Source organism: Paractinoplanes toevensis, from assembly GCF_018332695.1.
In the GTDB taxonomy this organism is placed as follows: Bacteria; Actinomycetota; Actinomycetes; order Mycobacteriales; family Micromonosporaceae; genus Actinoplanes; species Actinoplanes toevensis.
Genome location: NZ_BOQN01000032.1, coordinates 14,486 through 26,888 on the forward strand (window position 1 = coordinate 14,486; position 12,403 = coordinate 26,888).

General features: G+C 70.2%; 9 protein-coding genes. 3 read left to right on the forward strand and 6 right to left on the reverse strand.

Going from position 1 to position 12,403, the window contains the following annotated elements; translation table 11 throughout:
- The first annotated feature begins 20 nt into the window (after nt 1–20).
- Together Ato02nite_RS11700 and Ato02nite_RS11705 are read left to right on the forward strand one after the other, a co-directional pair.
- On the forward strand, nt 21–599 hold the full coding sequence (locus tag Ato02nite_RS11700) for a TetR/AcrR family transcriptional regulator (protein WP_246606614.1): 579 nt from the start codon (nt 21–23) through the stop codon (nt 597–599).
- 18 nt (nt 600–617) lie between these two features.
- Nucleotides 618–2,900: a putative bifunctional diguanylate cyclase/phosphodiesterase gene (locus tag Ato02nite_RS11705; protein WP_213006485.1), complete on the forward strand. Its 2,283-nt coding sequence runs from the start codon at nt 618–620 to the stop codon at nt 2,898–2,900.
- 57 nt (nt 2,901–2,957) lie between these two features.
- Here the strand turns inward: Ato02nite_RS11705 and Ato02nite_RS11710 are convergent, their stop codons facing one another.
- The 4 genes from Ato02nite_RS11710 to Ato02nite_RS11725 form a co-directional block, all read right to left on the reverse strand.
- Nucleotides 2,958–4,238: a hypothetical protein gene (locus Ato02nite_RS11710; RefSeq protein WP_213006486.1), complete on the reverse strand. Its 1,281-nt coding sequence runs from the start codon at nt 4,236–4,238 to the stop codon at nt 2,958–2,960.
- 255 nt (nt 4,239–4,493) lie between these two features.
- Nucleotides 4,494–5,762 (reverse strand): ATP-binding protein, encoded by a 1,269-nt coding sequence (locus tag Ato02nite_RS11715; protein ID WP_213006487.1) that lies wholly within the window; start codon nt 5,760–5,762, stop codon nt 4,494–4,496.
- 168 nt (nt 5,763–5,930) lie between these two features.
- Nucleotides 5,931–6,647, reverse strand: coding sequence for an alpha/beta fold hydrolase (locus Ato02nite_RS11720; RefSeq protein ID WP_213006488.1), 717 nt, complete (start codon nt 6,645–6,647; stop codon nt 5,931–5,933).
- A gap of 28 nt (nt 6,648–6,675) precedes the next feature.
- The gene (locus Ato02nite_RS11725; RefSeq protein ID WP_213006489.1) at nt 6,676–7,863 is read right to left on the reverse strand and encodes a sigma-54-dependent transcriptional regulator family protein; all 1,188 of its coding nucleotides are present in this window, start codon (nt 7,861–7,863) and stop codon (nt 6,676–6,678) included.
- A 97-nt stretch (nt 7,864–7,960) separates the two neighbouring features.
- On the opposite strand from Ato02nite_RS11725, the gene Ato02nite_RS11730 reads away from it, so the two are divergent.
- Nucleotides 7,961–9,733 carry an NAD(P)/FAD-dependent oxidoreductase gene (locus Ato02nite_RS11730; RefSeq protein WP_213006490.1) on the forward strand — a complete coding sequence of 591 codons (1,773 nt, stop codon included), beginning with the start codon at nt 7,961–7,963 and terminating at the stop codon, nt 9,731–9,733.
- On the opposite strand, the gene Ato02nite_RS11735 is transcribed toward Ato02nite_RS11730, so the two are convergent.
- Nucleotides 9,716–10,483 carry a phosphotransferase gene (locus tag Ato02nite_RS11735; protein WP_213006491.1) on the reverse strand — a complete coding sequence of 256 codons (768 nt, stop codon included), beginning with the start codon at nt 10,481–10,483 and terminating at the stop codon, nt 9,716–9,718. The two genes, Ato02nite_RS11730 and Ato02nite_RS11735, sit on opposite strands and share 18 nt — an antisense overlap.
- Nucleotides 10,484–10,523: 40 nt before the next feature.
- On the reverse strand, nt 10,524–12,188 hold the full coding sequence (locus Ato02nite_RS11740) for a subtype B tannase (protein ID WP_213006492.1): 1,665 nt from the start codon (nt 12,186–12,188) through the stop codon (nt 10,524–10,526).
- Nucleotides 12,189–12,403: the final 215 nt, after the last annotated feature.

Consider the following 12,403-nt stretch of genomic DNA (forward strand, 5'->3'; position numbering starts at 1 on the left):
CGTGCGCGTAGGATTCGGTCGTGGATTCGCTGCGCGAACGGAAGAAGCAGGCCACCCGGGTGGCCCTCCAGGAGGCCGCCTTGCGCCTGGCCCTGCGCAAGGGCCCGGAGAACGTACGGGTGGAGGAGATCGCCGAGGCCGTCGGCGTCTCCCCGCGCACCTACAACAACTACTTCCCGAGCCGGGAACACGCGATCGTCGCGGCGCTGACCGCGGCCCGCGCGCCTGACATCCCGGCCGGTGTGCCGCTGGCCGACGGCATCATCGACGCGGTCGTGCGCTTCTACACCGACCCCGGCGAGGCCATGCTGATCATCACCACCAACCCGGCGCTGCGGACCTGCTACGCCGACGCCGTCACCGGCATCGAGGAACCCGTCGCCGCCGCGATCGCCGCCCGGGGCGCCGACCCCCGGACGGCCGAGGTGCTGGCCGCCGCGGTCGCCGCCGCGGCCCGGGTCGCCCTGCGGCGATGGTTGCAGCCGACCGGCGTACCCGGCCTGATGATGGTCTCCGGCACCCTGCCGGAGTTGATCCGGGCCGCGCTGGCCCCACTGAGCCCGGCCCTCGACGCCGTTAAGACTCACCCGGTGGCGTGACCTGCCGATCAGATCTTCGTGCAGGCCGCGACGACAGTGCCGCCATGGCGGCTGACGCGCACACTCGCCACCTCCATCGGCCTCGTCGTCATCGCGGTGGTCTGGTTCTGGATCGGCCTGATCCGCCGCACCCCGCCCGAGCCCGGCTGGCTGACCCTGCTCGTGGCGGTGCCCCTGGCCGCGATGACCTCGTGGCGGGCCGGCCGGCACGGCCGGACGTTCTGGCGGTACATGTCGGTCGGCCTCGTGCTGGTCGGGCTGGGCGCCGCCTCCGCCGCCCACGACTACTTCCGCGATGCCGGCCAGTCCCAGCCGATCAGCGTGTTCACCGCGGTCGTGTACGTCTCCGGGCTGATCGCGATGCTGCTGGGCCTGATGCGCATCCGCGGGGCCCGGCGGACCCGCATCGAATGGACCCGGTTCGGACTGGACATCGCCACCGTGATCGTCACCGTGGTCACGTTCTCCTGGCACGTTTTCTACCCGCGCTGGCACAGCTGGCTGGGCGACAGCACGACCGCCGCGGTCTCGTTCATCGTGGTGCTCGCGGCCGGCTTCATCTGCGCCTTCGCGTTCGTCAAGGTGGCCTTCACCGGCACCGGGCCGATCGACCGGCGGGCGCTGCACATCCTCGCCCTGACCGGCGCGGTCGGCGCGGGCGGCGGGGCGCTCGCACCCCTGCTCGCCACCCGGCCACACCTGAACTCGGCGTGGGTCATCCTGCCGGCCACCTGCATGCTGACCAGCCTGGCGGCCGACCGGCAGACCCGCGCCACCCGGGCCGGCCGGCCGATGCCCCGGCCGGTGCCGCGCCGGCTGAGCCTCATGCCGTACGCCGCGGTGGCCGCCACCGGCGGCCTGCTGCTGACCGTGGCCCGCACCGGCGCCACCGACCTGGAGGCGATCGCGGCCGGGTCGGTGATCGTCACCGTGCTCGTGGCGGCCCGGCAACTGATCGCGCTGCGGGACAACGCGCGGCTGCTCGACGCCCTCGACGCCCGCCAGCGGGAACTGGCCTACCAGGCCGACCACGACGCGCTCACCGGCCTGGCGAACCGGACCGTGCTGGTCCGCGAGATCACCGCCGCGCTGGCTGCCACGCCCGCCGACGTCGGCGTGGCCCTGATCGACCTGGACGACTTCAAGGCGATCAACGACGACCTCGGGCACGCCGTCGGCGACGCCCTGCTCACCGCGGTCGCCGACCGGATCGCGGCGACGGTGCCGGCCGACGGCATCGTGGCCCGGCTCGGCGGCGACGAGTACGCGCTGCTGCTGCGCGGCGACCCCACCGCGACCCTGGCCGAGGTGACCGCGCAACTACGCCGCCCGCTCCACGCGGCCGGCTACGAGCTGGTGGTCGAGGCCAGCACCGGCCTGGCCACCGCCCACCCCGGTGACACCGCGCAGGAGTTGCTGCGCCGCGCCGACGTGGCGATGTACGAGGCGAAGGGCCAGGGCAAGGGCCGCCAGGTCGGCTACGACCCGGCGATGGACCAGCGCACCGCCGCGCTGGCCAGGCTCGCCGCCGACCTGCGCATCGCCCTCGACACCGACCAGCTGTACCTGCTCTACCAGCCGATCGTGTCGATGCCGGGCGGCGAGCTGTTCGGCGTGGAGGCGCTGGTGCGCTGGACCCACCCGGAACGCGGCGCGGTCGGCCCGGCGGTCTTCATCCCCGCGGCCGAGCGCACCGGCCTGATCGTGCCGCTCGGCGCGTGGATCCTCGAGGAGGCGTGCCGGCAGGCGGTGCGCTGGCGGCACGAACTCGGCGACGCGGCCCCGCGCACGGTCACCGTCAACGTGTCGGCCCGCCAGCTACGCGAGGCCGGCTTCGCCGCCGACGTGAACGCGGTGCTGCAACGCACCGGCCTGCCCCCGCACGTGCTCACGGTGGAGGTCACCGAGACGGCCGTCTTCGACGGCGGCACGGCCCTGGCGGAGCTGCGCGCCATCGCGGCGCTGGGCGTGAAAATCGCCCTGGACGACTTCGGCACCGGCCACTCATCGCTGGGCCTGCTGCGCACCTGCCCCGCCGACATCCTGAAGGTCGACAAGTCGTTCGTCGACGACATCGTCACCGGCGGCCACGAGGCGGTGGTGGCGGCCGCCCTGATCCGCATCTGCGACGGCATGAATCTGCGGGCGGTCGCCGAGGGCGTGGAAACCGCCGACCAGGCGGCCGAGCTGTATCGGCTCGGGTACCGCTTCGCGCAGGGCTACCACTACGCCCGCCCGCTACCGGCCGACGAGATAGCCACCTACCGCCCGGCGGCTGCCGAACAACGCTCCGCAGCCTGATCGCGTAGCTCGTGGGCCGTGGGATCAACCCCACGGCCCGCACTGTGCTCTGACCGTTCAGAGGGCGGGAACGCTGACGACTTCGCTGACCGTTCGCTGCCAGCCGACCTCACCCGGGTAGACGGCCCGCCAATGGACGGTGTGCGGCAAGTTCACGCCGGTGACGTCGAACTCCCGCTGGTCGGTGAATGTCTGATAGGTGCGCCAGCCGTCGACGCCGTTGGCCGAACACTGGAGCTTGATGTCGAAATGTGCGGGTGCCTGGTGATTCGTGAAGTCGAACCGGCCGTGCACCGAGATCAGCCCTGCGCTGTCGCGGCCGGCGGTGAACTCGAAGAAGGCTGCGGCCTGGTCGACGACGACAAGCTTGGACGCTCCGAATCCGGGCTGGACATACGGATCGACGCCGCCGTCCGCGCTGTATTCGACATACGACACGCCGATGTAGGTACTTTCGCCCGGCGCGTAGCTGTAAGTGAATCGCCCGTCCTCGCCGGTTACGACCGAGGCGAGGTAGGCGCAACGGTCTAGGTCAGGCTGGCTGCATTGGAGGACGAACGCGGTGACGTTCGGCATCGGCACCCAAGCGCCGTCGACCCGCCATGTGACTCGGCCCGCTGCCGTCACGGTCTGGTCGTGGTCGACCCTCTTCCGGTCGACCGCGACAGCCACGCGAACCGGTCGGGCCTTGATGGTCACCGGGTACATGCCTGATGTCGAGGAGATCAGGTCGCCGCTCGCCGAGTTGAAAATCGCCTGCAGGGACTCGCTCTCGTACGCGATCGGGACCTCGGCCGTGAACGTGCCATCGGCCTTGGTGGTCGCCTCGCCGTAGTTCGCGAAGCCGTAGACGACCAGATAGGCGCCGCCAACGGGAACGATCTCGCGGGTGCCGGGATATCGCCCGAGAAGCTTGCCCTTGACCTTCACCGAGCGGTTTTCATAGGTGGCGGCCGCCCGGTTCACGGCCACATAGTCGAAGTACGTCGCTACGGCGTAGTTCAGAGAACCGATGCTGTCCTGACGCACGTGGTGCCCAGCGGTGTCGGTCACCTCGACATCCACCGCATAGAGACCCAGCTTGTCCAACAAGAGCGGCACGCTGACCCAGACGCCGTCGGTGGCGGTCCCGGACCGCAGCGTGAAGGCGCTGATGCTGGCGATCTCCTCATGGGAAGTCGAGTCGACGATGTGCGCGGTGATCGCAGTTATGTCGCTGCCGGACCGCGCGGACACGACGAGCGTGTCGTAGGCGTCGTTGTCGTAGTCACTGTGTGCCGAGACGACGGTCGGCGATTCAGCGGCCTGCGCGGCAACCGGAGAGACGGCCGCAGCCATGATGCCGGCGCTCAGTGCGGCGAGGATGAAACGGACCTTACGCAATAGATTCCTCCCCGTTGACGCCCTCTGCGGGCCGCCCTGGATCGTAGATCACCGATGGGCACGGCGCGGACCGATAGACGAGGACCCGGAGCCGGGGGAGGCCGACGCCGGACTGAACCGCGGGCCGCGTGAGATCGGAAGCCTGACTACGGCCTTACGCCTTTGGACACGCCGGAGTAGAGATGACGTTGGCCGGCCAGGAACCTGTCATCAGGGGCCGAGCAATGCCAAAGGGACGACGGCTACGTCGTCGCGGCGGCGGTACGCGTGCTCGCCTGCATAGATGACGACGGTGTCGATCAGGTCTTCGCCAATTCGGTCACGCAGCCAATGCAGGTGTTTGGTGTCGGCATCCTCGACGCGGTCGGCCAGCTTGACCTCGATACCCAGCACCCTTCCATCGGCGTGCTGGACTATGAGATCCACTTCGTGGATGTTGTTGCGCGTCCGTAGGTGGCTTACCCGGCCCTCGGCTGCCTCAGCGTAGGTGTGGATGCTGAGCGCCGCGAGGTGTTCGAAGAGAGCGCCGAGGATCGTGCCTTCGGACAGGTTGGTACTGCCTTGTTCGGCTCGTAGCAGCGCAGCGGTATCGAGCCCCAGCAGTCGAGCGGCAAGCGCCGGGTCGGCCAGGTGATGTCTGGCGGACTGGCCGAGCCGATCAAGATGGTTGTGGCCGGGAATCCACGGTGGCAGGTCGTCGAGCAACCACAGCGCGGACAGGGCGTCGCGGTATGCGAGTGTGGTCTCCTTGGCCGGCTTGTTCGCCAACCCGGCGGTGGCCGCGTCGAGAATCTTCGAGTAGGTCGCCGTCGTCGATGTCGCGGCGGCATATGCGGCAAGCCAAGCACGTAGCACAGCCGGACGGCGGACCGGATAGCCCTGCTCAGGAAACTCCCGCTCGACGACGTTGTCCAGATACGCGTCCAACTCGGCCCGGCGGACACGGGACGGAAGTCCCCGGATGGCGGGGAACCCGGACGCGGTGATCTCCTCGACGTAGTCGATCAGCCGGAGCCTGGTGCTCCCATCGACGTCGCGGTCGCCGGCCAGCAGCGCGGACAGGCTGACGGTCGGGGTCTCGATATCCCGTTCCGCCACGCTGAGCGGGCGCATCCGCATCGGGACGATCCGTCCGGCGCCCGAGTGGATCACCGCGCCCCGAGGTGCCGAACTGCCGGCGATGATGAAGTGCCCAGGCGGAGAGCCGGAATCGACCGCGCGACGCACCTGGTCCCAGACCTCGGGGAACCGCTGCCACTCATCCACCAGCACCGGCCCTGGCAGACGAGACAAGATGGAAGGATCCGCACCGAGGATCTCTCGTTGAGCAGGAAGGCTCAGATCGACGACCGACACCGCGCGCTGCGTCGCCGTCGCCGTTTTTCCCACACCCTTCGGCCCGTGGATCGACAGGGCACGCAGATGGGGCTGAAGCTCATCCAGTGCGTCATCCAGGACACGCCGCCGGTACTCGACCACAACGCCACTCTACCCGAAGCGCGCCTCCTGCCCGTCTAATCGCACGTCTACTAGTCTTCCAGATGCGCATACTCTAGTCTGCCGATGGCACTGCTCCGGCGAGTAGCCGAGTTTCCTCGGCTATGCCCGAACAGACGACAGGGCCGTCGGAGACATGACAAGGCCCCATCAACCGTGCACGGCCAGCTCGGTCAGGAAGGCTAGGACCTCGGTGGCGAAGCGGTCCGGGGCGAGGCTGTGCACCCGGTGGCCGACCGGGATCGTCGTCATGCGGGCGCCGGGGATCGCGGCCGTCGCGTCGGCCAGGCGGTTCGGGGGGATGCAGCTGGTCGGGCCGCCGGACAGGATCAGGGTGGGGTGGCTCACCTCGCTCAGGCGTTCCCACCAGGGAAGGTCGGGGCGGGTCAGCTGGCGGAGGATCGAGGCCACGGCGCGCAGGTCGTAGTCGCGGCTGACCCGGAGGATGCCGGTGACCGCGGCCAGCACCTGCAGCGGTTTGAAGCCGCGCAGCGACACCGGGCCGGGCTGCCGCGGCGGTGCGGCCAGATCCTCCAAAACCAGGCGGGCGATCCGGTCGGGAGCCGCCAGCGCGGCGGCCAGCGCGGCGTGGGCGCCGACCGAGTGGCCGATCAGGATGGTGTCGCGCAGGTCCAGGGTGTCCAGCAGGGCGAGCAGGTCGTCGCGGATGCTGGTCAGCGCGTAATCGCCGGGGCGGGCGCTGGTGCCGTGGCCGCGCAGGTCTACGGCGATCGTTCGGTAGCCGGCCTCGGTCAGCCTCGGGGTGAAGCGGTCCCAGGTGCGCGCGTTGCTGCCGCTGCCGTGCAGCAGCACCACCGGCACGCCGGCCGGGTCACCGGCCTGCCGGTATCCGAGATCAAGCGCCATTCACCCTGTTTACCAGACGTTTGATTCGCTACCGGCCGGAATCAACCCGCCGGACATCGACGGTTACCCCTGCCTCCAGGCGGTAGGGGTTGGTCGCCACCAGGGCGCCGATCGCTCGGCGGAGCCGGCTGATCTCGGCGCGGACGGTCACTACGTGAGCTGCGTCGCCGTACAGGAAATGGCTTATCTGTCCGGCCGTCAGGCCGGCCGGGCCGCAATCGTGCAGCAGGGTCAGGATGTCGGCGTGCCGCCGGGTCAGCGTGGTGCGCCACGGCTCGCCGGCGCCGCGCAACTCGATGAAGGGTGTGCCGGTCAGATCGAGGGTCGCGGTGATCGCGGTGTGCGGCCCGGCGGGCCGCACCAGCCAGCCTTCCGGCAGGCGTTCGGCCAGACAGAGGCCCAGGCCGGGTACGCCGAGCGCGGTGCCGGAGCGCGGGGCGCCGATCCGATCGCGGACGGCCACCCCGCTCGCGTGCGCCACCCAGCCGTGGTCGTCGACGATCAGCAGTGGGCCGCTTGCGGTGCCGGCCACGTGGGCGGCCGAGCGTCGCAGCCGTTCGAGCCGGTCGGCGTGGTGCCGCCAGAGTTGCGCCTCGGCGAGCCGCACCCCGGTCGCGACCAGCGCCTCGATCGCGGGGTGCAGGGTGAGCGCCGGGCCGCTGACGTCGACGATGCCGAGCAGGTCGCCGGTGCGCGGGTCGTGCACGGGGTGGGCCGAGCAGTACCAGGCGTGCTGGGCCTGTTCGAAGTGCTCGGCCGAGAAGAGTTGCACGGGTGCGGCCTCGACCAGCGCGGTGCCGATCGCGTTGGTGCCGACCGCGGCCTCGGTCCAGAGTGCGCCCTCGCCGAAGCCGAGCACGTCGGCCCGGCGGCGCAGCGCGACCGGGCCGGCCCGCCACAGGATGGTGCCGTCGGCGTTCGTGACGACCAGCAGGAACGCGGCGTCCTCGGCGATCCGCAGCAGGTCGGCGGCGACGGGAGCGAGGCCGGACGTGCGGCGCCTCTGCTCGAGCTCGGCAGGCGGCAGCGGGTCGCGGGCGTTGGCGAGGGCGGGATCCAGGCCGAGGCTCAGGACCCTCGACCAGGAGCGCTCGACCAGCGCGCGAGGGCGGTGCGGCGGGCGGTCGCCGGCCAGCACCGCGTCGTGCACGATGCGCAGGTCGCGGGCGTGCCGCGACAGGTCGGTGCCCGGACGCACCGCGCTGTAGTCGCCCACGCCGGCCCCCTCCTGGCCTTTGCGTGAGCATAGGCCGGGATGTGCAATGTGTTGCAACCCTGTTGCGGCCCGTATGCGTGCCGGTTTCGTGGAGGGCATGACTTCCCCCAAGCAGCGCGTCGATGACTGGCTGGCGTCCTTCGAGTCCGCGTTGCGGGCCCGGGACGTGCAAGCCGCGGCCGGCCTGTTCGCCCCGGACGGTTTCTGGCGGGACCTGGTCGCCTTCACCTGGAACATCACCACCGTCGAGGGCCGCGACGGCGTCGCGGACCTCCTTTCCGCCACGCTGGAGGAGGCCGACCCGAGCGGCTTCGAAGTTACCCAGGAACCGGCCGCGGCCGGTGACGTGGTCGAGGCGTGGATCCGGTTCGAGACGTCGACCGGGCGTGGGACCGGCCACCTGCGGCTCAAACCCGAGGGCGCGTGGACGCTGCTGACGACGTTGCGCGAGCTCAAGGGCTTCGAGGAGAGCCAGGGTGAGCGGCGGCCGCAGGGTGTCGAGCACACCCTGAGCAAGGGACGGCTGTCGTGGCAGGAGCGGCGCGCGGCGGAGCGGCACGACCAGCCGTACGTCGTGGTGATCGGCGGCGGGCAGGGCGGCATCGCGCTCGGTGCCCGGCTGCGGCAGCTCGGCGTACCGTCCGTGGTGATCGACAAGAACGAGCGGCCCGGCGACCAGTGGCGCAACCGGTACAAGAGTCTCTGCCTGCACGACCCGGTCTGGTACGACCACCTGCCCTATCTGCCGTTCCCGGCGAACTGGCCGGTCTTCTCGCCGAAGGACAAGATCGGCGACTGGCTGGAGATGTACACCCGGGTCATGGAGGTGCCGTACTGGTCGTCCTCAACCGTACGGTCGGCGACCTTCGATCCGGCCGCCGGGAAGTGGACGGTGACCGTCGATCGGGACGGCGACACCGTGGAGTTGCGGCCCACCCAGCTGGTCTTCGCGACCGGCATGTCCGGCAAGCCGAACTATCCGGTCTTCCGCGGCCAGGACGTCTTCCGGGGTGAGCAGCACCATTCCAGCCGGCACCCCGGGCCGGAGGCCTACCGCGGCAAGCGGGTGGTGGTGATCGGCTCGAACAACTCGGCGTTCGACATCTGCGGTGCGCTCTGGGAGCACGACGCCGACGTCACCATGGTGCAGCGCTCGTCGACGCACATCGTCAAGTCGTCGTCGCTGATGGACGTCGGGCTGGGCGACCTCTACTCGGAGCGGGCGGTCGCGGCCGGCGTGACCACCGACAAGGCCGACATGATCTTCGCGTCCATCCCGTACCGGATCATGCATGAATTCCAGATCCCGCTGTACGAGGAGATGGCGTCCCGGGACGCCGACTTCTACGCGCGCCTGGAGAAGGCCGGCTTCCGGCACGACTGGGGCGCCGACGGGTCCGGCCTGTTCATGAAGTACCTGCGCCGCGGCTCCGGCTACTACATCGACGTGGGCGCGGCCGAGCTGGTCGCCGACGGCCGGGTCAAGCTCGCCCAGGGTCAGGTCTCGCACCTGACCGCGGACGCGGTGGTCCTCGAGGACGGCACCACGCTGCCGGCCGACCTGGTCGTCTACGCCACGGGGTACGGCTCGATGAACGGCTGGGTCGCCGACATCGTCGACCAGCCGACCGCGGACCGGATCGGCAAGGTCTGGGGACTGGGCTCGGACACCGCGAAGGACCCCGGGCCGTGGGAGGGCGAGCAGCGCAACATGTGGAAGCCGACCCAGCAGGAGAACCTGTGGTTCCACGGCGGCAACCTGCACCAGTCCCGGCATTACTCGCTCTATCTGGCCCTGCAGCTCAAGGCACGTTACGAAGGACTGCCGACCCCGGTTTACCGCCTCGCCGAGTCACACCACCGGGGGTGACCAGAAGTCGCCCGGCAGACCCTCGACGTCGGTCGCGGCCTTCTCCAGGAGGGCCGCGATCGGCAGCAGCGCGGTCGCGGCCGGGTCGCCGCCGCCGGCCATCTGCCGGATGACGGTGGCCTGGCGCCGGGCCCGCTTCGGGACGGCCTCGGCGAAGACCTGGCGGTCGCCGTCGTAGCCGTACGCGTCGAGGAGAAGATGCAGGCGGCGGGAGCGTCCGGCCGGGTCGGTGAAGCCGTCCGGCGCGGCCAGCGGCACCCAGGGCAGTGCCGAGAACGCCAGGTCGGACTCCCGGGTGGAGGGACCGGCGGTGTCCCAGTCGTAGAAGCCGACCAGCCGGTCGCCGTCGACCACCGCGTTGTAGGGCGCGGCGTCCTGATGGCCGACGACCAGGCCGGGGCCCATCGTGCCGCCGATGAACCACTGCTCGCCGGCCGGCGGCACGAAGCCGGCGGTCAGGTCGTGCAGGCGGCGCAGCCACCGGCCCACCTGGGCCAGCATCGCGTCCGAGGTGGCCCAGGCGGGCCAGGGAAAACGGTCGCCGATCATCTCGCCCGGCAGGTAGGTGAGCATCTGCCGGCCCTGCTCGTCGAAGCCGAGCGCGCGGGGAGCGGCGTCGAAACCGGCCGCCTCCAGGTGCCGCAGCAGCGCGTGCACCGTGGGTGTGGACGGCGCGGCCGGTTTGTGGACGATCCCGTCGATCAATACGGCACCGGTGGTCCGGCCGCCGGGCAGCGTCGTCTCGCTCATCCGTCCTGTCTACCGGCGGCTGCCCGGCCCGGATACCGATTTACCGGCGAGCCTGGCGGGCGACCGCGGCGATCCAGGCCATCGCCTCCGGCACGTCGTAGTTGCCGGCGTGCGGCTGGTTCCAGGCGAGCCGGTAGTTGACGTCCTTGACCTGCTTGTCGGCGTCGAGTGCCCGGTCCAGGTTGATCGAGACGATGAACGAGGTGTCGCGGTCGCGGGTGCCGGTGCGGACGTACCAGTAGGGCGCGGTGTCGGCCTTCGTGCCGATGAAGTCCATCGGGTTGATCAGGTGCACCTGGTCGTCGACCTGGGTGCCGGGCTTGCGGATGTACTGCGCCCAGGTCAGGCCGGTGTCGTCGAGGCCGCTGCCGTCCCCGGCGACGTTGTTGTGGTCCCAGCTGTACTCGGTGTAGTTCAGGTAGCGCTGGTCGGCCGGCCCGAACAGATTGGTCTCGGCACCGCTGGTGACGTTGCCGTTGACCCCGAGCGGGTCGAACGCCGGTGTCGTCTTCAGGGTGGCCTGGGTGGCGACGAAGTCGAGGTAGTTCTTCATGTCCACCGAGCGCACCCGGTTCGTGGCGTTGTCGGCGTCGATCCAGTCGTTGAGGTAGGACTTCGTCGCCGGGGGAGTGCCGGGCGGGCCGCCGGCCTGGATGACGAACGACTCGCCGAGCGCCGGGATGGTGTTGGCCGGGTCGGCCCGCAGGTAGGTCTCGGCCGACCGGATCACCTCGCGCTTGATGGTGTTCAGCATGGTCGAGGCACTCAACCCCAGACCAAGGCTTTTCTCGTACGCCGGGAACTGCGCGGCAATCGCGGCGGCGTCCGCCGGAGCGGGGTTCTGGCCGAGGTCGGTGCGGGTGTTCAGCACGTTGAAGAGCCACTCGTACGACCGGTCGGCGTTGCCGAGGTCGGTGATCGGGCAGTAGGCGTTGACCGCGAACACGTCGTCGCGGATGGTGCTGCGCCCGTCGGCCGTGATGCCGGCCGCGCCGATCTGGGCCAGGTAGCGGTAGTACTCGGGGCTGTTGCCGGCGGCGCCGAGGATCGACGCCAGCGCACCGCCGCCGCTGGTGCCGTTGACGACGATGCGCTCGGCGCTGCCCGGCATGACGTGATCGTTGAGCCGCAGGTAGCGGACGGCGGCCTTGGCGTCGACGATCGCGGCCGGCGACTTGCCCGGCCACGAGCCGTCCGCGCCGACCAGGTTGCGGCTGCGGCCGGCGACGTCGACGAAGACGTACCCCGCCTTGAGCGCGGCGCCCACGTTGGACGTGGCGCTGGCGTAGGCGGCGCCGGCGGTCACACTGGCCCGGATGTAGCTGGCCGCCCAGCCGGAGTTGTTGACCGCGAAGTAGATCGGCGCCCGCTGGTCACCGACGGTGGCCTGCGGAACGAACACGTTGATGCTCTGGTAGCCGCAGCGGGTGTTGGTGATGGTGGTGGTTCCGCCGCCGAGCCCGGGTTGCTGGGCGGCCGCCGCGACCGGCCGCGCGACATCGCAGATCTCCCGGTACCACCGCACCGTCGTCGGTTGACCGTCGACCGTGACGGTGATCGTGGTGTAGCCGGCCGGGTCGAACGCCAGCGCGGCGTCCTCGGGATCGCCACCGTGCCGTGAAGCCGCCGCTGAGGACGCCGGCAGTGTCACCGCCACCAGAGCCAGGGATATCGCTGTGGCCAAGCGCTTTCGGAACCGCTGCATGGAGGTCTCCCCTCGGATGGACCGCTTCGAGGCAAGGTTTCATGGGCGTTTCTCGATTGTCAACAATTTCCTCAATAATCATGTAGATGATCTACAAGGCCGACTCATCGACGTCGGGTACGGTGCGCTGCATGAGTGCTGGGCAGGTGCCGTTCCTGCTGCTTTCCTGTCGTTCCTGAGCACGTTCGTGGCGACGCGCGCCATCACCCGGATGA

What these genes read in the sequence shown, in the direction of transcription:
- Ato02nite_RS11720 (WP_213006488.1), bottom strand. Translation starts at nt 6,647, where the DNA reads ATGGCGCTTGATCTCGGATACCGGCAGGCCGGTGACCCGGCCGGCGTG.
- Ato02nite_RS11740 (WP_213006492.1), bottom strand. Translation starts at nt 12,188, where the DNA reads ATGCAGCGGTTCCGAAAGCGCTTGGCCACAGCGATATCCCTGGCTCTG.
- Ato02nite_RS11735 (WP_213006491.1), bottom strand. Translation starts at nt 10,483, where the DNA reads ATGAGCGAGACGACGCTGCCCGGCGGCCGGACCACCGGTGCCGTATTG.
- Ato02nite_RS11730 (WP_213006490.1), top strand. Translation starts at nt 7,961, where the DNA reads ATGACTTCCCCCAAGCAGCGCGTCGATGACTGGCTGGCGTCCTTCGAG.
- Ato02nite_RS11710 (WP_213006486.1), bottom strand. Translation starts at nt 4,238, where the DNA reads ATGGCTGCGGCCGTCTCTCCGGTTGCCGCGCAGGCCGCTGAATCGCCG.